This is a genomic window from Citrobacter sp. LJND-P06 (assembly GCF_058188415.1).
The window spans coordinates 2,402,075-2,419,409 of sequence record NZ_CP187317.1; the positions used below are offsets into that span (position 1 = coordinate 2,402,075).

Below are 17,335 nucleotides of genomic sequence, written 5' to 3' on the forward strand. Positions count from 1 at the left end.
CAAATGAAAACGTATAAAGGCGTTATCCTCACTATTATGTTGGGGCTGGGTATTCTCAATTATTTGGCATCAATGACCGCATATGACAGCTCAACCAACTTTATGTTGTTCGCTATCGTGCTGGGCGGCATCTGGTTCAACTGGCAGTACGCCACAGGCCGTATGCTGCAATTCAACTACCTTAAGGCAACGTGTGTAGGCTGGGCGTTGGGTGCTGTCTCTCTACTGGTGGTTATTAATTTCTTCGCTGATAAATACAGCCGTGAATTTGGCGATATTGCTTCCGTGTTTTGGGAAAAGTCACCAAACATGTTTATCACGCCCGTAATCATTGCACCTCTAAGTGTTTTATTCTGGCGCTGGATATTCAAAGAAGTACGCGAATCGAATAAACCGACCGTCGATATTTAATTATTAACTAAATACCATATTTTAATTAACACCCCACGTTATTAATACGTGCCGCCCCGACGGTTTCGGGCAACAGGAATTATATTTCAAATGAAAGCCATTAAAACTATTCTGGCAATTACTGTCGCGGCCTCTTTCGTTTCAAATGCGGCTGATTTATCTCAGGCTCAGGCTGGTTTCCAGCACGCCGACCGCATGGCCAGCAGCACACAGGCATCCGTTGGTTCTGTATCTTTCGTAAACGGCAAAGACGGCGCGACAGTTGACGCAGAACACACGGCAGCGGCGTTTAGTGCGGCTCGCGCTCAGGCAGCAGCAGATCTGAACGGCGCAGCAGCACAGGCTGCACACGATGCAGCACCATCACCAACAACCCCGGCGCAGTTGCAGAACTATGGGGTTAAGGGAAATCCGAACCTGACGCCACAAACCAGCCCACCACAGCAGACACCAGCATATTCCGGCACATCAAAGCGCCCTGCAACTGTTGCTCCCCCGCAGAGCTACCAGAACCCTAACGCTGTTAATCCGCAGGCGGTAGCGCAGTACAACGCACCTCAACAGCAGCCAGCTTATTACGGCGCATCTATGCGTCCTGGCACGAACAGCATGATCAACGTACCCGCATCATCACTGGGTAAAGCACCCGTTACGTTCAATGGTAAGACGGTTCCAGCGAACACTTTGCCGGGTGATACGCAGGTGGCAGTAGGTTTCACCAGCGCATTCAGCCCAACGCCCCGCAAGGGCGGTCACGACCACAACAACCGCTCAAACGGTCACGGTGGCACGGGTAACGGTGCAAACAACGCAGCAAATAGCCGCAGCGCCAACGGCCTGGGCGGTGGCAACCACGTCGGCGGCGGTTCTGCTCAGTCTGGTTCCCGCAACATTGGTCACTGGTAAGAACGCCCCGCCAGGTATCGCATCTGGCGCAATAAAAATAAGTTAATGAGATAGCATATGAAAAAAACAATTATCGTCACCACTGTAGCGCTGGCCATCCTGGCAGCATCACCGGCACACGCAATTAACGCGAAATACCGCGCCCAGTTGGAGCGCTCTGGCTGCACGCAAGTAACGGAAGCTGACGGCTCTTGTGACATCCACAAAACCGCTGCACAAAACCGCGCCACCGCCAAACCAAAAACCGACGACGGGCACGCCGCACGCCTGCGTGCGCTGGGTGAGGATTTGCTGGGTGAGGACGCGAACACCGCCGCCTCCGCGCTGAAAGCAGCAGGATTCCAGCAAACGGATCCGGGCATCTGGTTTAACGCGTCAACGAATGATGTTGTTAAGACCGTCACGAAAAAAGGCGTGATCATCAGCGCCAGCATCAACAAATAACCCCAGCGCCAGCCGCCAAGTGTGGCTGGCCATTCATCAGAGAGCATCATGAACAAGATTGTTAAGCGCATTGGCTATGCTGTTGTGGCGGTCATTGTGGCGAAGTTAGTCGGCGGCTACATGGGTAAAGAAATGGCGAAGGCTCACGCCCAACCGACCTACAGCGCCACTGCGCCGAAAACCGCAGAACAAGCTTATGTGGAAGGTCAACGGGTGATGGAGGCCGCATTCAGCAAGCCGCCGTCGGACTTTTGCCGTCAGCAGGGCGAGCAGCAGACCATCGCCCTGGAAAAGACCGTCCAGATCACCGACCGCGCTCTTATCGCTGGGCTGATCGGGCAGGCCTGCACGGGTGGGCAGGACATGGCGCTGAAAATGCGTGAGTGGGGTATGCCTGATGCAGAGATCCGCAAATCAGCAGATGACACCAGTAGCTTTATTCCAAAGTATAAGGCGCGTTTTGAGGCTGAGGGGCTTGATTCTCTGAGTGCGGCTGAAATGGCGCGGGCGTTTGTCGATGCAATACAGACGGGCTATACAATTGAGCTGGCGAGATAGGGAAAACATGAGACATTTGATTACACCGTTCGCCATAGCCATGCTGGCAGCCGGATGTGTGAAAAATCCGGTTAAAACTGGTGGTCGGTACGCTAAAACTAAGGCGAATCACCGTGAAGTGCCGCCGACAATCAGCGACTGGGCGCAGGCTGTAAAAGCTGAGCTCGAAAGCAAGATGTACGACGTGGAGCAGTACGCGGGCAAGGTCTGCACCATTCGTCTCTTCCTGCAGCCTGACAGCCTGGTTATGGGCGCACAGTCCGAAGGTGGTGATCCAGCACTTTGCCAGGCCGCAATCGCGGCGGTGAGGGTATCGAGGTTCCCGCCCGTGCCGAAAGAGCTGCAAGGGCAGAAAGGCATAGCCCTGGACTTCAAACCATGAGGCCGCTGCGCTGGGTGTGGCTGTTGTTAGCGGTGCTGTCCGTGGGCTTGATGCACGTTGGCGATCGCGCCGCGTATGTTGATGGTAACGGCGTTCTGCACGAGTCTATTCTGATACCGGTGGGGATCATGTTCCTGGTGCTGGCGTTCGTTATGGCCATGGTGGATTTGTTTACCTGCCGTTGTTTTCGCCAACCCTCCTGACGGGGATTATCTTGAAACCTGCCTCTCGAACTCTTTGGGTAACGTTCGGCGTGAAGCGGACGTTAGCCAGGGTTTTGCTGTCATCAATGCTCATCATCTTCATTTCGCTAACGGCACTGTTCTAATTCAATGGCATCACGGATCTTTTCGAGAGCTTTACGCAAATCAGGAATGCTCACCGAGCCCAGTGCGATTCTAATCGCCTGGGGCGTCGTGGACGAGGTACTGAAAGGGTCAGCCGCAGAAACCGAAATATTGCTGTTCATCAGATCTTTTACGACCCGATCCGCACGTGATTCGTCCGGAAGAGGAAGCCAGGCAAAGTACGACACAGGATGTGTTGTGCAAGGGATATCGCCTAAGGTTTCCCTCAGCACAGATTGCCGCTGGCGTGCGTCACGTCTTTTAAGTTTTTCGAAACGAGCGACTGTTCCATCCTGAATCCAGTTACATACCAGGGTGGTCATGACGGAAGGCGTATTCCAGGTTGTCGCGCGAACCGCCCTCTCCAGAGCTGGCCGGTATGCTTCGGGGCAGATAACAGCGCCCACTCTAAGGCCTGTCGCCACATTCTTCGAAAAACCCGTGACGTACACGGTACGCTCAGGAGCAAAAAACGCCATGGGAGGTGGTGTCCTGCTTATCAGATACGCGTAGGCCGCGTCCTCAATAATGATCAGGTCATGGGTGCGGGCTATTTTAGCCAGCTCGGTGCGTTGGCTTTGAGTAAGCACCCAACCCAGGGGGTTATGCAGCGTCGGCATAGTGTAAACCGCCCGGACATTTCGTTTCTGGCAAAGCTGCCTGAGGGCGGTCAGATCTGGGCCATTGGCATGATAGGGAATAGCGAGAAGCTCAAGATGGTACAGTTCGGCCAGCGCTTTAAATCCCGGATAGGTGAGCGCATCCACTGCCACAACATCTCCGGGTCTTAACAGCCCCATGACCGTCACGGTCAGACCGTGTTGTGCGCCATTAACGACGACGACATTGTCTGCTGTGGGCTGGAACCCGTGGCATGAAAGATGACCGGCGATAATTTCGCGTTCAGACGGTCTGCCAGCATGAGGTTGATAGCGCAGATGCGATTCAAGATCGCCGACCGCAGATACCTGTCTGAGTGCGTCACGCAACAGCTCCCCCTGACCGGGTAAAGCCGGATAGTTGAAGTTGAGGTCAAGAACGTCCGTCGCCACAGCATGTTGATCAACGCCGTGGCCATATGGCAGTGAAATTTCTCTAACAAACGTTCCCCGCCCGGTTTCCCCGCTGACCAGGCCCATTGCTTCCAGTTCGCTATATACCCTCGTTGCCGTAGCCAGGGAAATATGTTCCTGCGCCGAGAGTTCCCTGTGCGTCATCAAACGGGTACCGCCCGAAATATCCCCGTTTCGGATCATATTCGCAAATCTATCCACAATGGCTTTATAACGCGCTTTCACCAAATGTATCCATGACAATAATTTGATTGTATTAGATTTGCAAGATTACCATCCGCCTCACGAACGCTCAAGACTGTGGGCAAAATGTATAAAGTGAGGAAATTATGGTTAATTCAGTGATACATAAAACGGGCTCGGTGTCGGGCTGGCTAAATGGGTTGCTGGGCGTCGTGATTTTCAGCGGTTCGTTGCCGGCCACACGGGTTGCCGTACTTAATTTTGACCCCCTATTCCTTACGTTCCTGCGAGCATCCATTGCCGGCATGCTGGCGATAATGCTGATTGTCGGTTTACGGGAAAAACGCCCACACGCCTCGCAAATTGCGCCGCTGCTCATCGTGTCACTCACCGTTGTCATTGGATTCCCTCTCCTGACCGCGATGGCACTGAAACATGTAACCTCAGCGCATTCCATTGTATTTTTAGGGCTTCTGCCTCTTATGACCGCTATCTTTGGGGTTCTGCGTGGTGGTGAACGTCCCAGACCGGCATTCTGGATCTTCTCGGTTATCGGCAGCCTGCTGGTGATTGGCTTTGCGCTCTCAAAGAACGCGTCGGGTTCAGTGACTGCTGATCTTCTAATGCTTGCGGCCGTCGTTGCCTGCGGCCTGGGGTACGCTGAAGGTGCAAAACTGACCCGCGTTCTGGGGGGATGGCAGGTTATCAGTTGGGCATTGATTCTTTCGCTGCCTTTTATGCTGGCAGCATCCCTTATTACGATGCCTGATACTTTCAGTAACGTAGGCGCTTCAGCCTGGATTGCGCTGGGATATGTCTCTCTCTTCAGTATGTTGATAGGCTTTATTTTCTGGTACAAGGGACTGGCGATTGGCGGTATTTCCGCTGTCGGTCAGCTACAACTTCTCCAGCCCTTTTTTGGCCTTGGTCTGTCGGCCACCCTCCTGCATGAAACCGTCAGTCCTCTTATGCTACTCATAACGCTGGGTGTCATTCTGTGCGTTATTGCTTCCCGTCAATTTGCCCGATAACGAACGTCATGATGGAAAACCGGGCATCGCACCCGGTTCTTTTTCAGGCAAAAAAATGCCTTATCCGTTTAACCCACGGTTCAACAACATCGGTTCGATTTGCGGATCGTGGCCGCACCACTGGCGATAAAGCTGAGCTAAATCAGTGCTATTGCCCCGTGACAAAATCACCTCCCGAAAGCGCTGACCATTTTCACGCGTTAATCCGCCCTGTTCGACAAACCACTGGTAGCCATCATCTGCCAGCATTTGCGTCCAGAGATAGGCGTAATACCCCGCCGCATAACCGCCGCCAAAAATATGGGCGAAATAACTGCTGCGGTATCGCGGCGGTACGGCGTGAAGATCTATCTCCTCCGCCGCTAACGCCTGCGGTTCAAAACTGTCCACATCGGGTACAGGGGCGTCCGCCGACAGGGTATGCCAGCGCATATCCAGTAAAGCGGCGCTCAGTAACTCTGTCATGTCGTAGCCTTTATTGAACAGGCTCGCCTTGCGCATTTTATCTTGCAGCGCATCCGGCATTTTTTCCCCCGTTTCAACATGTCGGGCGTAACGCGCAAAAACAGCAGGATGGCTCGCCCAGTGTTCGTTTATCTGCGACGGGAACTCAACAAAGTCACGTGGCGTATTGGTTCCGGAAAGGGTCGCGTAACGCTGGGTTGCGAACAGCCCATGCAGCGTATGTCCGAACTCATGGAACAACGTGATCACATCATCCCAGAGCAATAACGCCGGTTGTCCTGCGGACGGTTTTTGGTAGTTACAGACGTTGTAAATGATCGGTCTGGTTTCATTGAGCGTTGATTGTTCAACGAAGTTGCCCATCCAGGCGCCGCCGCTTTTTGACTCACGCGCGAAGAAATCACCGTAAAACAACGCCAGTCCCACGCCGTCGCTGTCGAATATTTCCCAGACACGAACATCAGGGTGGTACACCGGGATATCAAAACGCTCAATAAATTTGATGCCAAACAGTTGGTTTGCCGCCCAGAAAACGCCCTCGTTCAGAACCGTGTCTAAAGCGAAGTACGGCCTGAGCTGCGTTTCATCTAACGCGAATTTCTCGCGCCGCACCTGCTCGGCATAGAATGCCCAGTCCCAAGGCTGCACCGCGGATCCACCCGGCTGTTGATCAATGATTTTCTGGATCTCCGCCTGTTCATCAAGCGCACGCTGACGCGCAGCGGGAACAATAGCCCGCATAAACGCCAGTGCGGCTTCGGGCGTTTTCGCCATCTGATCGGCAATTTTCCACGCTGCATAATGGGCAAAACCCAATAGTTTGGCCTGCTGAGTGCGTATTTCCACCAGACGCTGCACAATGGCGCGCGTGTCATTGGCGTCATTTTTTTCTGCCCGCTGCCACGCCGCCTTAAAGAGATTCTCCCGCGTCTGTCGGTCGCGCAGCGCGGCGAGCGCCGGTTGTTGCGTGGTGTTAAGCAAAGGAATTAACCAACGCGCCGAAAGCCCCTTCTCTGTGGCGGCTTGTGCTGCGAGGGCTATCTCTTCAGCACTTAAGCCTTCCAGCGAGTCAACCGAATCCACCACCAGCCCACCCGATTTGTTCGCCGCCAGCAATCGTTGGTTAAACTGACTGGTCAGCGTCGCTGACTCGGTGTTCAGTCGTTTCAGTTTGTCCTTATCGGCATCACTGAGTTGCGCCCCGGACAGGACGAATCGCTGATGAATGACCTCCAGCAGCCGTAAGGATTCTGCATCAAGTTTCAGTGTCTGACGCTGTTGCCAGACGGCATCCACGCGCGCAAACAGGGCGCTGTTTAGGTAGATATCATTCGCCAGCGCGGCGAGTTCGCCGGAAAACGCCTCATCAAGACGCTGCAATTCATCGTTGGTATGCGCTGCCGTCATGGCGAAAAATACGCTGGTGACGCGCGTCAGTAACGCTCCGCTTTGCTCCAGCGCGATGCAGGTATTGGAAAAATCCGCAGCCTCGGGGTTGTGTACAATCGCATCGATTTCTGCGCGTTTTTGCCGCATTCCTTCATCAAAGGCGGGACGGTAATGGCGGTCTTCAATCAGATCAAAACGCGGGGCCTGATACGGCAACACACTGTTACTTAAGAATGGATTTGTTAACGACATCTTTCACTCCCGAAAACGATTTCTTGAATAGAGTAGGCCTCCCTGGAAATGACCGCAATCTCGTTAACCAGGATTACCCCCTAACAGATATCGCGTGCTATGGTAGTACAACACAAAAAGCGTTGAGGAACAGTGAGATGATCGTTTTAGTTACCGGTGCAACGGCAGGCTTTGGTGAGTGCATTACACGTCGTTTTATTGCGAATGGTCATAAAGTGATTGCCACAGGCCGCCGCCAGGAACGCCTTCAGGAGTTAAAAGATGAGCTGGGAGAGAACCTGCTAACGGCACAACTGGATGTGCGTAATCGCGCAGCCATTGAACAAATGCTGGACTCGCTCCCTGCCAACTGGCGCAATATTGATATTCTGGTCAACAACGCCGGGCTGGCGCTCGGGCTTGAACCTGCGCATAAAGCCAACGTTGACGACTGGGAAACCATGATCGATACCAACAATAAGGGCCTGATTTATATGACTCGCGCCGTGCTGCCGGGCATGGTTGAGCGTAATCGTGGCCATATCATCAACATTGGCTCTACGGCGGGCAACTGGCCGTACGCGGGTGGCAACGTCTATGGCGCCACCAAGGCATTTGTTCGTCAGTTCAGTCTAAATTTGCGCACCGACTTACACGGTACTGCGGTTCGCGTCACAGACATTGAACCGGGGCTGGTCGGTGGAACCGAGTTCTCAAACGTTCGCTTCAAAGGCGACGATGCGAAAGCGGGCAAAGCCTATGAAAACACAACGGCATTAACACCAGAAGATGTGGCCGAATCCGTTTGGTGGGTTGCTACGTTGCCTGCTCACGTCAACATCAATACTCTGGAAATGATGCCTGTGACACAATCCTTTGCCGGACTGAGTATTCATCGAAACTAATTGCGTTACCCGGCCTCTGGCCGGGTATAGCCCACGGCAAATCAATGATAGAATAATTGGGTTAACTCTCTAAAAAGTAAGAGCACATGACCGTCGAAACGCAACTCAACCCTACACAGCCGGTAAATCAGCAGATATACCGCATTCTTCGTCGTGACATCGTGCAGTGCCTGATTGCACCTGGCACACCGCTTTCTGAAAAAGAAGTTTCTGTCCGCTTTAATGTTTCACGCCAGCCGGTGCGGGAAGCGTTTATCAAGCTGGCGGAAAACGGGCTGATCCAAATCCGTCCGCAGCGCGGTAGCTATGTGAACAAAATTTCATTATCGCAGGTGCAGAATGGGTGTTTTGTCCGTCAGGCGATAGAGTGCGCGGTTGCCCGTCGCGCTGCGTCAATGATGACGGACAGCCAGTGCTATCAACTGGAGCAGAACCTGCATCAGCAGCGTATTGCGATTGATCGTAAACAGCTTAATGATTTCTTCCTGCTTGATGATGAGTTTCACCAGAAACTGGCGACTATCGCCGATTGCCAGTTGGCCTGGGACACCATTGAGAATATTAAAGCGACCATTGACCGGGTGCGCTATATGAGTCTGGATCACGTGTCGCCGCCTGAAATGCTGCTCAGACAACATCATGATATTTTTGCCGCACTTGAGAAGCATGACGCTGATGCCGTTGAACGCGCGATGACCGTCCACTTGCAGGAAATTGGTGAGTCCGTACAGCTTATTCGCCAGGAAAACAGCGACTGGTTTAGCGAAGAATAATTCACACACTCACCCCACTCGGGGTGAATTCCCTCTCCTCTTTTTCTCCCCGCACATTCTTACCCAAAAAGCCGTGAGCTTGATCAAAAACAAAAAAAATCCTTCGCAAGAGGCGTATTTATATGACGCCCGTTACGTGGGACTAAAAGCCCACGGGCTTTGACGGTAAGTTAGAAAGGAGAAAACACCATGATGACATACGATCGTAACCGTAACGCAATCACCACTGGCAGCCGGGTCATGATTAGCGGCACAGGACATACGGGGAAAATTACCTCAATTGATACCGATGGCCTTGATGCAGCACAGATCCGCCGCGGGAAAACCGTGCAAGTTGAAGGTTGCGAGGGTAAGTTTGCGCCCATCGAACTGATTCGTCTCGGCATGAACTAAGGGTGTCAATGCCGCCCCAGGCGGCATAACGATGATGTGACTGCCGGGAAGCGACATCGCTATTCCCGGCTACATATCCATTTCTACAGCGTTATTTCTGTTTCGCGGCGTATTCCGCAACGGTCGCCTTCGCACCATCAGCCAACAAAGACAGATACGCTTGCGTCACTTTGCGGGTAAACAGTCCTTCATGCGGCAGCTCATTGCCGAAGATAGCATCAATGCCCAGCAACGCCTGAACGCGGCTTTCACCTTCCTGACTCTCCCGAACCGCTTTCTGAATGACAGGAAGCAGCGGATCGTTGACCTCAATCGCATTGCCCTGCTCGTCCACACCCCCGACATAGCGCATCCAACCTGCAACGCCCAGCGCCAGCAAATCAAAGCTGCTGTTATGCGCCAGATGCCAACGCACAGAATCCAGCATACGCTGAGGCAGTTTCTGGCTACCGTCCATCGCAATCTGCCAGGTACGATGACGCAGCGCCGGGTTGCTGTAGCGTTCAATCAGTAAGTCGGCGTAACGTTTGAGATCGACCCCAGTCACTTTCAGGGTCGGCGCCTGTTCCTGCAACATCAACGCACGCGCTGCGAGACGGTAATTTTCGTCGCCCATACACTCATTGATATGCTGATAACCTGCCAGATAGCCAAGATATGCCAGGAAAGAGTGGCTACCGTTGAGCATCCGCAGTTTCATCTCTTCAAACGGGATGACATCGGCCACCAGTTCGGCACCGGCTTTTTCCCATTCAGGACGCCCTGCGGTAAAATTGTCTTCAATCACCCACTGACGGAACGGCTCGCACGCCACACCCGCCGGGTCGCGCACACCGGTTAACTGTTCAATTTTGTCCAGCGTATCCGGGGTGACGGCAGGCACAATTCGGTCAACCATCGTGGAAGGGAACGTGACGTTGTGTTCAATCCACTGCGCCAGTTCAGCATTAACGGCACCGGCATACGCGGTTACCACATTACGCATCACATGACCGTTCTCAGGCATGTTATCGCAGGACATCACGGTGAATGCCGGCAAACCTGCCGCTTTACGGCGCGCCAGCGCTTCAACGATGACCCCTGCCGCGGATTTAGGCTGCTGTGGGTTTTGCAGATCGGCGGCGATCATCGGGTGATCCAGCATCAGTTGCCCGGTCGCCGGAGAATGACAATACCCTTTCTCAGTAATCGTCAGGGAAACAATGGCAACCTGCGGCTCACACAGCGCGGCCAGTACAGCGTCCAGACCATCAACCTGGGCATGCAGAGCCGTTTTCACCACGCCGACAACTCTTGCAGTCCACGCATCTGCCGACATTTCTGCCACGGTATACAGGTTATCTTGTTGTTTCAGGTCGGCAATTTGCTGCTCACCGCCAATCAGATTGACTTCACAATATCCCCAGTCACTGTTGTGCTCTGCGGCCAGAATATCGGTGTAGACGCCCTGGTGCGCACGGTGAAACGCACCAAACCCCAGATGAACAATACGCGACACCAGTTTGGTGCGATCATAGGTAGGGAGTATTGCCTTAGCGGTTAATAGATTGTTTTGCATCTTTCTGACTCACTGTAGAGAACGTTGATTACCATACTAGATTAACGAGTTATTTTGGCGTGTTTTTGATTTGAGTTAATTTATTGGCAATTGGTATGACATGATTTTTAAGCTGTGTGACAGGACGTATTTTAATCATCTAATACGCCAATTATGACATGAAGCACTGTGGCTACATTTTGACCTACAGACTTCAAGGAAGGAAGGCTGTCTGCCTCAGCAGACAGCCCAAAGGCTCACTCGATACGATCACGAACAATAAAGAAGTAGCAAAGTGCTCCAGTAAATGTCACACATGCGGCAATAATTAATGCCAGATTGAATGAGTGAGTAGTATCAACAACCCACCCCGTTACAATCGGTGCAAAGGAAGCAAATATGAAGCTGCCAAAGTTCTGAATCGCAGCAACAGATGCAACTTTCGTTTCAGAAACAAGTACCTGTACCAGACCCCAGGCCGAAGTACCTGCGAAGTGTACGCAAAACAGCGCCATTGAAATAAATGCAACAGCCTGTGTTGGCGTTGTTGACTGTACCACCAAAAGCGTACCCAACGCAGAAAGCATTAAACCGATTACAATGGCTGTCTTACGTGTTTTCGCGAGGTCATAACCACGTTTTGCCAGAGCATCAACAATAATGCCATTTGTCCACATGCCCACTGCCGCTGCCAAAAATGGAATCGCTGCAACCCATCCCGTTTTTGCCAGGCTAAAACCCTGTTCTGCCTGTAAATAACCGGGTAGCCAGGCGATATATAGCCAACCCGTGTAGTTAACACCAGAAAATCCGAGAATCATTCCCCAGGTAGTACGTGATTTGAATAACGACAACCATTCGCTGAAAACAAGCTTTGGACGCTCGATAACCGGAACGGATAAATATTCTCTCTCATTATTTTGTAATGCAAACTGTGCTCGGTTGCGGTACCACATATACCAGCATATCCCAACAATAATTCCCGCAAGACCAATAACTACAAACATCGTACGCCAACCCCAGGCAAGCTGCATCACAACCAGTGCCGGCGGTGCAATAGCCTGACCAATCACCGTTGATGAATTAAAAATACCTAGTGCAGTTCCCCGTTCTTTTTGCACATACCAGTCAGTTATTGATTTAACACCAGCAGGCATAAAAGGTGCTTCACCAATGCCAAGGCCAATACGCAGCATAATGAAATGACTGAACGAGTTCACAACTCCTGTTGCGGCCTGCATTAACGACCAGAAAATCAATCCGGCGCCCAAGACAATCCGCGGGCCAAAGCGATCCAGAAGAATACCTGATGGTAGCTGTGATAACCCGTAAGACAGTGAAAATGCGGAAAGCAAAACACCAAATTCCGTTGCCGATAAACCGAGTTCGCCGCGAATAGCTTCCCCTGCCACACTTAAAGATGAGCGGTCTAAGAAATTGACGATACCAGCAATGAAGAGAAGCACTAATGTCACAGTCTGAATGCGTCGTATTCTTGCGGGCTTTTCAATTATTGTATCTTTTATTAAAGTTTGTTCCATAATGGCCTCCGGAAACTAAACGTAATTAATGAATTAACGCCAACTAAAATAGTTGAAGATTATGGAGATCAAACAAATTTCCCTTTTATGTAGGATTCCATTTGTTTTTTAGGATCAGTAATTATTTCCTTTTTAATTACCAGTTCCACAACGTGCCATCTTCCAGGCGCGCCACAGGTAAACAGGCCGGTTCGTAGGGATATTTCGCCGCCAGTTTTTCATCAAACTCAATGCCCAGACCCGGTTTATCGCCAGGGTGCATATAACCGTTATCAAACGTCCAGTTATGCGGGAAGACTTCCAGCATTTGCTCGGAATATCCCATGTATTCCTGAACCCCAAAGTTCGGCACCCACAGGTCAAAGTGCAGCGCCGCCGCCATACACACCGGCGAGAGATCGGAGGGGCCGTGTGAACCGGTGCGAACCTGATACAGCGAAGCAAAATCAGCGATACGCCGCATACCGGTGATGCCGCCTGCGTGCGTAATCGTGGTACGGATGTAGTCGATCAGTTGCTCTTCAATTAGCTGTTTACAATCCCAGATGCTGTTAAAGACTTCGCCGACCGCGATAGGCGTGACCGTATGCTGGCGAATCAGGCGGAAACATTCCTGGTTCTCCGCAGGCGTAGGATCTTCCATCCAGAACAGGCGGTGCTCTTCAATGCTCTTACCAAAACGCGCCGCTTCAATGGGCGTCAGGCGGTGGTGCATGTCGTGCAGTAAGTGCTCATCAAAACCAAATTTGCTGCGTACGGCGTCAAACAGTTTGGGGGTAAAGTCGAGGTATTTCTCGGTTGACCACAGTTGCTCTTCCGGCCACTGCCCTTTTGTCGCAGGCTCGTAAGCCAGCCCTTTCCCTTTCGCCATACCATAGGTGGTTTTCATACCCGGCACGCCGCACTGCACGCGAATCGCTTTAAACCCCATCTCTTTATGACGCGCATAATCTTCCAGCACATCATCGACCGAATGCCCCGTAGTGTGGCAATACACCATCACGCCTTCGCGAGAAGCGCCGCCCAGTAACTGATACAGCGGCATGTTGGCGGCTTTTGCTTTAATGTCCCACAGCGCCATATCAACAGCAGAAATGGCCGACATCGTGACCGGGCCACGACGCCAGTAGGCGCCTTTATAAAAGAACTGCCAGATATCTTCGATCCGGTGTGCGTCACGACCAATCAACTGAGGGCAAAGATGATCTTTCAGATACGATGCGACCGACAACTCACGACCATTGAGCGTGGCATCGCCAAGACCGGTAATACCGTCTTCCGTCGTAATTTTCAGCGTAACAAAGTTACGCCCCGGACAGGTGACAAAGACTTCAGCCGCTACAATTTTCATTTTTATTCCTTACATCTCTTGTGTGATGCAGGGAATTTAGCCGGCTGAGCTACTACCATACAAGTATATCGATCAAAAAATCACTCGCTCATCACAAAAATGGGGGGCTTAAACGCGCCCCCAGCCCGCCACGATGATCAACATGCCACACAGCGCTATCGCGGCGCCTGACCAGTCATACACACTGAGCTTTATGCCGTTGACAAAACGCAGCCATAGCAAGGCCGTGCAGACATAGACACCGCCATAAGCCGCATAGACTCGCCCGCTGGCTGCCGGATGCAATGTCAGCAACCAGACAAACAGCGCCAGTGAAACGCCCGCCGGAACCAGCAGCCAGGCCGTTGCGCCCCGCTTAAGCCAGAGCCAGGGTAAAAAGCAGCCGATAATTTCGCAGAGCGCCGTAACAAAAAAGAGCAGCGTAGTTTTTAGCATTATGGGTATTGAGTGACCGTGGAGTTAACCATGATACGTCAGAATATCCTCAGCGTATCCATGCCCTTAAGGCGGGTATGCCCTGCGCGCCGAAATAGTGTAGAATTTGGACGCATTAAATCGCTTTTAGCCCATTCATTTAAAGGAACTAACCATGAACAAAACACTTAGCAAACGCCTGTGCCTGACGGCAATGCTTACGCTGGGTGCCGTCATGTACACTACTTGTGCAATGGCAGAAACCAGCAAACTGGTGATTGAATCCGGAGACAGCGCACAAAGCCGTCAACAGGCCACGATGGAAAAAGAGCAGTGGAACGACACGCGTAATCTGCGCAATAAAGTGAATACGCGCACAGAAAAAGAGTGGGACAAAGCTGACGCGGCATTTGATAAGCGCGATAAATGTGAACAAAGCGCGAATATCAATGCGTACTGGGAACCGAATACCCTTCGCTGCCTGGATCGTCGCACCGGCCGCACTGTTGCACCCTAAAATAGACGTTCACGAAGGAATGTAAGGATACTGTATGACAAGCGCCCAGAGTGTCAAATTACGCCCGCTTGAGCGCGAAGATTTACGCTTCGTACACCAGCTCGACAATAACGCCAGCGTGATGCGTTACTGGTTTGAAGAACCCTATGAAGCCTTTGTCGAGCTGTCAGATCTGTATGACAAACACATTCACGACCAGAGCGAACGCCGCTTTGTCGTGGAATGCAACGGCGAGAAAGTCGGTCTGGTTGAACTGGTCGAAATTAACCATGTGCATCGTCGGGCCGAATTTCAAATCATCATTTCTCCGGATTATCAGGGGAAAGGTCTGGCCTCTCGCGCAGCAAAACTGGCGATGGATTACGGTTTTACCGTACTCAATCTCTACAAGCTGTACTTGATCGTCGATAAAGAAAACGAGAAAGCGATTCACATCTATCGCAAATTAGGTTTTATGATAGAAGGTGAATTAATTCATGAGTTTTTTATCAATGGCGAATACCGCAATACCATTCGGATGTGTATCTTCCAGCAGCAGTATTTGGCGCAACACAAAACGCCAGCGTCTAATCTGCTAAAACCCACCGCGCAGTAAGTGCGGTTTAGTAATACTCAATGGTATTTTTAATGGTGTAACTCCGCTCAACTGCTGGTTTAACGCTTTCATCGACAATAATAAGCTGGCAGTTGACAGGGTTGGCGTGGGCGTCATAGTCGCAGGTTTGCTTCACATTCCCCACCGGCTGGTCGTTAAGCAGAGTCACGGCGGTATAATCCATTTTTTTTAGCGGGTCCGCAGACGGTTTAGAACTGACCGACAATGTACTGTCTTTGGTGACCGTGGTTTTCCCCAACGGATATCCATCGGCGTCGTAGCGGTACTGCACGTTCATCTCTTTGCCCGCTGCGCTAACGACGAAACCGTTATCATCGGTATCCCAGACAACCCCTGCCGAAGGTAATTCCGCCAGTTGGCATTTCCCCTGCAAGCGCACCCTTTTTTCCAGCGTTTCGGCATCGCGGTAAAAATTGGCGTCCAGCACTAATGCCAGTCCGGTATTGTTTTCCACATCGTGAAGTTCAAGCGTATCAAAGCAACCTTCCTGCGATAACGTGCCACTGACCCGTTTCGCCACTTCGCCTTTATCATTCATCAACGTCTGGCTGAAATCTTTTACCGGGCCACGTAACGGATCAAAATCAAATTCATTGGAAAAGCTGGCCATTTCCGGCGTGTACGAAACCAGACTTGTTGCGTTGTCACATCCAGCAACCATCACACACAGAAAACTCAGGATCGCCGTCTTCGTCACATTATTCACCGCGTTACAGGGAAGATTCTCAATCATATTAGCAAATACAGAGGGTTACACCATAGTTTTGTCCACAAAGAAAAGGCCCACGCCGAAGAATGGGCCCTCTACACGATGATGAATGATGATCATCGTACTGGTCTTTTTTGCTTTATGGCGAGTCAGTACAGCCACCCTCTTTATGTTTGGCCCAGTCGACCATTCCCTGAAAGTCAACAATGACCACCGGTTCATCCCCCACCACCCAGGCATCGTGACCGGGAGGAATGCGTGACAAATTACCAGGCAGACAATCGAATTCAGAGCCATCGTCCATTTTTACCCGCAGCACCCCGGCAACGTGATACTGAAAATGAGGCGCTTCACAACTCTTCGTTCCGACGATGGGCTGCACGGATGTCGCCCAACGCCAGCCGGGCTCCAGAACCGCACGACCGACTATCGCTCCCCCTATATTCAGGAGTTCCAGTCGTCCATTCGGAAATTCGCGAACTTCATCTGGCGTCCCGAATGATTTCACTTCTGCTATGTCCATTGCGCACCTCCTTAGATTGAATACGCGCATGGTCGCTCTCAAAGTATACCAACGGCGGTTGTTTTTTGTGCGCAGTCAGGGCGCACCCGTTGCAATAATAATGGGGGTGCACGGGCGGTATCGCTTTGGAGATCATTTGGGGAGTGGCGCTATTTTTAAGAACCTTCAACGGGTTGCGTTCAAATAGAGAGGGGTATACTACAAATGCTATGCTTTATTTATCGTTTTCTATAGAAGGAGTGAATGATGAACCTAACCAGAGGAATTGCCGTCTTATTATTGGTGAGCGCGTCCCCGTGGGTCATGGCTGCACCGGAATCGTGCGAAAGAGTCAAAAGCGATATAGCGCAACGGATCATCAACAACGGGGTGGCAGAATCGAGTTTTACCTTAAATATCGTGCCGAACGATCAGGCCGATCAGCCTGATTCGCAGGTTGTGGGGCATTGTGCAAACGACACCCACAAAATCCTCTATACCCGCACGAGTAGCGGAAACGCCCCTGCAAATAGCACTCCGGCTCAGGACGGACACGCCGTCGAACCCCAGTGATCCCCCGCTCGCCCTCCGCTCCCGGAGGGCATCCCTTATATTGATATGGATTAATACCCCTTCATAAAGCAAGGGTAAACTCAT

General features: G+C 51.7%; 21 protein-coding genes. 13 read left to right on the top strand and 8 right to left on the bottom strand.

Features of this window, described 5'->3' with window-relative positions; genetic code table 11:
- Positions 1 to 3: 3 nt before the first annotated feature.
- From ACO7SM_RS11455 to ACO7SM_RS11480, 6 genes are all read left to right on the top strand, one after another.
- Positions 4 to 411 carry a hypothetical protein gene (locus ACO7SM_RS11455; RefSeq protein WP_490467647.1) on the top strand — a complete coding sequence of 136 codons (408 nt, stop codon included), beginning with the start codon at positions 4 to 6 and terminating at the stop codon, positions 409 to 411.
- Positions 412 to 501: 90 nt separating this feature from the next.
- Positions 502 to 1,317, top strand: a complete 816-nt coding sequence (locus ACO7SM_RS11460; protein ID WP_490467648.1) for a hypothetical protein — start codon at positions 502 to 504, stop codon at positions 1,315 to 1,317.
- Positions 1,318 to 1,374: 57 nt separating this feature from the next.
- Positions 1,375 to 1,761, top strand: a complete 387-nt coding sequence (locus ACO7SM_RS11465; RefSeq protein WP_490467649.1) for a hypothetical protein — start codon at positions 1,375 to 1,377, stop codon at positions 1,759 to 1,761.
- A gap of 48 nt (positions 1,762 to 1,809) precedes the next feature.
- Positions 1,810 to 2,319 (top strand): hypothetical protein, encoded by a 510-nt coding sequence (locus tag ACO7SM_RS11470; protein ID WP_490467650.1) that lies wholly within the window; start codon positions 1,810 to 1,812, stop codon positions 2,317 to 2,319.
- A 7-nt stretch (positions 2,320 to 2,326) separates the two neighbouring features.
- A complete protein-coding gene (gene tolA / locus ACO7SM_RS11475; RefSeq protein WP_490467651.1) occupies positions 2,327 to 2,701 on the top strand; it encodes a cell envelope integrity protein TolA in 375 nt (124 codons plus the stop codon).
- Positions 2,698 to 2,904, top strand: coding sequence for a DUF3955 domain-containing protein (locus tag ACO7SM_RS11480; RefSeq protein WP_490467652.1), 207 nt, complete (start codon positions 2,698 to 2,700; stop codon positions 2,902 to 2,904). Before tolA ends, ACO7SM_RS11480 begins: the two co-directional genes overlap by 4 nt.
- A gap of 107 nt (positions 2,905 to 3,011) precedes the next feature.
- Here ACO7SM_RS11480 and ACO7SM_RS11485 read toward each other — a convergent pair whose 3' ends face one another.
- Complete coding sequence (locus ACO7SM_RS11485) at positions 3,012 to 4,346, bottom strand: aminotransferase-like domain-containing protein (RefSeq protein WP_490467653.1); 1,335 nt, start codon at positions 4,344 to 4,346, stop codon at positions 3,012 to 3,014.
- Between the two features lie 104 nt (positions 4,347 to 4,450).
- On the opposite strand from ACO7SM_RS11485, the gene ACO7SM_RS11490 reads away from it, so the two are divergent.
- Positions 4,451 to 5,335 carry a DMT family transporter gene (locus ACO7SM_RS11490; RefSeq protein ID WP_490467654.1) on the top strand — a complete coding sequence of 295 codons (885 nt, stop codon included), beginning with the start codon at positions 4,451 to 4,453 and terminating at the stop codon, positions 5,333 to 5,335.
- A gap of 60 nt (positions 5,336 to 5,395) precedes the next feature.
- Here ACO7SM_RS11490 and dcp read toward each other — a convergent pair whose 3' ends face one another.
- Positions 5,396 to 7,441, bottom strand: coding sequence for a peptidyl-dipeptidase Dcp (gene dcp, locus ACO7SM_RS11495; protein WP_490467655.1), 2,046 nt, complete (start codon positions 7,439 to 7,441; stop codon positions 5,396 to 5,398).
- Positions 7,442 to 7,578: 137 nt separating this feature from the next.
- On the opposite strand from dcp, the gene ydfG reads away from it, so the two are divergent.
- The 3 genes from ydfG (at position 7,579) to ydfZ (ending at position 9,491) form a co-directional block, all read left to right on the top strand.
- Complete coding sequence (gene ydfG / locus ACO7SM_RS11500; protein WP_490467656.1) at positions 7,579 to 8,325, top strand: bifunctional NADP-dependent 3-hydroxy acid dehydrogenase/3-hydroxypropionate dehydrogenase YdfG; 747 nt, start codon at positions 7,579 to 7,581, stop codon at positions 8,323 to 8,325.
- A gap of 86 nt (positions 8,326 to 8,411) precedes the next feature.
- Positions 8,412 to 9,098, top strand: coding sequence for a GntR family transcriptional regulator (locus tag ACO7SM_RS11505; protein ID WP_490467657.1), 687 nt, complete (start codon positions 8,412 to 8,414; stop codon positions 9,096 to 9,098).
- Between the two features lie 189 nt (positions 9,099 to 9,287).
- Positions 9,288 to 9,491: a putative selenium delivery protein YdfZ gene (gene ydfZ / locus ACO7SM_RS11510; protein WP_203357887.1), complete on the top strand. Its 204-nt coding sequence runs from the start codon at positions 9,288 to 9,290 to the stop codon at positions 9,489 to 9,491.
- 91 nt (positions 9,492 to 9,582) lie between these two features.
- Here the strand turns inward: ydfZ and ACO7SM_RS11515 are convergent, their stop codons facing one another.
- The 4 genes from ACO7SM_RS11515 to ACO7SM_RS11530 all read right to left on the bottom strand — a co-directional run bounded on the left by ACO7SM_RS11515 (position 9,583) and on the right by ACO7SM_RS11530 (position 14,355).
- Positions 9,583 to 11,049, bottom strand: a complete 1,467-nt coding sequence (locus ACO7SM_RS11515; protein ID WP_490467658.1) for a mannitol dehydrogenase family protein — start codon at positions 11,047 to 11,049, stop codon at positions 9,583 to 9,585.
- A 236-nt stretch (positions 11,050 to 11,285) separates the two neighbouring features.
- Complete coding sequence (locus ACO7SM_RS11520) at positions 11,286 to 12,569, bottom strand: MFS transporter (protein ID WP_490467659.1); 1,284 nt, start codon at positions 12,567 to 12,569, stop codon at positions 11,286 to 11,288.
- A 136-nt stretch (positions 12,570 to 12,705) separates the two neighbouring features.
- Positions 12,706 to 13,920 (bottom strand): starvation-sensing protein RspA, encoded by a 1,215-nt coding sequence (gene rspA / locus ACO7SM_RS11525; protein ID WP_490467660.1) that lies wholly within the window; start codon positions 13,918 to 13,920, stop codon positions 12,706 to 12,708.
- 108 nt (positions 13,921 to 14,028) lie between these two features.
- Positions 14,029 to 14,355 (bottom strand): YnfA family protein, encoded by a 327-nt coding sequence (locus ACO7SM_RS11530; protein WP_490467661.1) that lies wholly within the window; start codon positions 14,353 to 14,355, stop codon positions 14,029 to 14,031.
- Between the two features lie 154 nt (positions 14,356 to 14,509).
- Here ACO7SM_RS11530 and ACO7SM_RS11535 point away from each other — a divergent pair, with 154 nt between their 5' ends.
- Together ACO7SM_RS11535 and speG are read left to right on the top strand one after the other, a co-directional pair.
- Positions 14,510 to 14,851: a DUF1283 family protein gene (locus ACO7SM_RS11535; RefSeq protein WP_301696793.1), complete on the top strand. Its 342-nt coding sequence runs from the start codon at positions 14,510 to 14,512 to the stop codon at positions 14,849 to 14,851.
- 34 nt (positions 14,852 to 14,885) lie between these two features.
- Complete coding sequence (speG, locus tag ACO7SM_RS11540; RefSeq protein ID WP_490467662.1) at positions 14,886 to 15,446, top strand: spermidine N1-acetyltransferase; 561 nt, start codon at positions 14,886 to 14,888, stop codon at positions 15,444 to 15,446.
- A gap of 7 nt (positions 15,447 to 15,453) precedes the next feature.
- Here the strand turns inward: speG and ACO7SM_RS11545 are convergent, their stop codons facing one another.
- Both ACO7SM_RS11545 and ACO7SM_RS11550 read right to left on the bottom strand, forming a co-directional pair.
- Complete coding sequence (locus tag ACO7SM_RS11545; protein WP_490470933.1) at positions 15,454 to 16,128, bottom strand: YnfC family lipoprotein; 675 nt, start codon at positions 16,126 to 16,128, stop codon at positions 15,454 to 15,456.
- A gap of 187 nt (positions 16,129 to 16,315) precedes the next feature.
- On the bottom strand, positions 16,316 to 16,699 hold the full coding sequence (locus ACO7SM_RS11550; RefSeq protein WP_490467663.1) for a cupin domain-containing protein: 384 nt from the start codon (positions 16,697 to 16,699) through the stop codon (positions 16,316 to 16,318).
- Between the two features lie 246 nt (positions 16,700 to 16,945).
- Here ACO7SM_RS11550 and ACO7SM_RS11555 point away from each other — a divergent pair, with 246 nt between their 5' ends.
- Complete coding sequence (locus ACO7SM_RS11555) at positions 16,946 to 17,251, top strand: DUF1161 domain-containing protein (RefSeq protein WP_490470934.1); 306 nt, start codon at positions 16,946 to 16,948, stop codon at positions 17,249 to 17,251.
- Positions 17,252 to 17,335 lie beyond the last annotated feature (84 nt).

Excerpts from the sequence above, each read along its gene's own strand:
- dcp (WP_490467655.1), bottom strand. The coding sequence starts at position 7,441 with ATGTCGTTAACAAATCCATTCTTAAGTAACAGTGTGTTGCCGTATCAG.
- speG (WP_490467662.1), top strand. The coding sequence starts at position 14,886 with ATGACAAGCGCCCAGAGTGTCAAATTACGCCCGCTTGAGCGCGAAGAT.
- rspA (WP_490467660.1), bottom strand. The coding sequence starts at position 13,920 with ATGAAAATTGTAGCGGCTGAAGTCTTTGTCACCTGTCCGGGGCGTAAC.
- ACO7SM_RS11515 (WP_490467658.1), bottom strand. The coding sequence starts at position 11,049 with ATGCAAAACAATCTATTAACCGCTAAGGCAATACTCCCTACCTATGAT.
- ACO7SM_RS11460 (WP_490467648.1), top strand. The coding sequence starts at position 502 with ATGAAAGCCATTAAAACTATTCTGGCAATTACTGTCGCGGCCTCTTTC.
- ydfG (WP_490467656.1), top strand. The coding sequence starts at position 7,579 with ATGATCGTTTTAGTTACCGGTGCAACGGCAGGCTTTGGTGAGTGCATT.
- ACO7SM_RS11530 (WP_490467661.1), bottom strand. The coding sequence starts at position 14,355 with ATGCTAAAAACTACGCTGCTCTTTTTTGTTACGGCGCTCTGCGAAATT.
- ACO7SM_RS11465 (WP_490467649.1), top strand. The coding sequence starts at position 1,375 with ATGAAAAAAACAATTATCGTCACCACTGTAGCGCTGGCCATCCTGGCA.
- ACO7SM_RS11490 (WP_490467654.1), top strand. The coding sequence starts at position 4,451 with ATGGTTAATTCAGTGATACATAAAACGGGCTCGGTGTCGGGCTGGCTA.
- ACO7SM_RS11535 (WP_301696793.1), top strand. The coding sequence starts at position 14,510 with ATGAACAAAACACTTAGCAAACGCCTGTGCCTGACGGCAATGCTTACG.
- ydfZ (WP_203357887.1), top strand. The coding sequence starts at position 9,288 with ATGATGACATACGATCGTAACCGTAACGCAATCACCACTGGCAGCCGG.
- ACO7SM_RS11555 (WP_490470934.1), top strand. The coding sequence starts at position 16,946 with ATGAACCTAACCAGAGGAATTGCCGTCTTATTATTGGTGAGCGCGTCC.
- ACO7SM_RS11480 (WP_490467652.1), top strand. The coding sequence starts at position 2,698 with ATGAGGCCGCTGCGCTGGGTGTGGCTGTTGTTAGCGGTGCTGTCCGTG.
- ACO7SM_RS11455 (WP_490467647.1), top strand. The coding sequence starts at position 4 with ATGAAAACGTATAAAGGCGTTATCCTCACTATTATGTTGGGGCTGGGT.
- ACO7SM_RS11545 (WP_490470933.1), bottom strand. The coding sequence starts at position 16,128 with ATGGTTGCTGGATGTGACAACGCAACAAGTCTGGTTTCGTACACGCCG.
- ACO7SM_RS11520 (WP_490467659.1), bottom strand. The coding sequence starts at position 12,569 with ATGGAACAAACTTTAATAAAAGATACAATAATTGAAAAGCCCGCAAGA.
- tolA (WP_490467651.1), top strand. The coding sequence starts at position 2,327 with ATGAGACATTTGATTACACCGTTCGCCATAGCCATGCTGGCAGCCGGA.
- ACO7SM_RS11470 (WP_490467650.1), top strand. The coding sequence starts at position 1,810 with ATGAACAAGATTGTTAAGCGCATTGGCTATGCTGTTGTGGCGGTCATT.
- ACO7SM_RS11505 (WP_490467657.1), top strand. The coding sequence starts at position 8,412 with ATGACCGTCGAAACGCAACTCAACCCTACACAGCCGGTAAATCAGCAG.
- ACO7SM_RS11550 (WP_490467663.1), bottom strand. The coding sequence starts at position 16,699 with ATGGACATAGCAGAAGTGAAATCATTCGGGACGCCAGATGAAGTTCGC.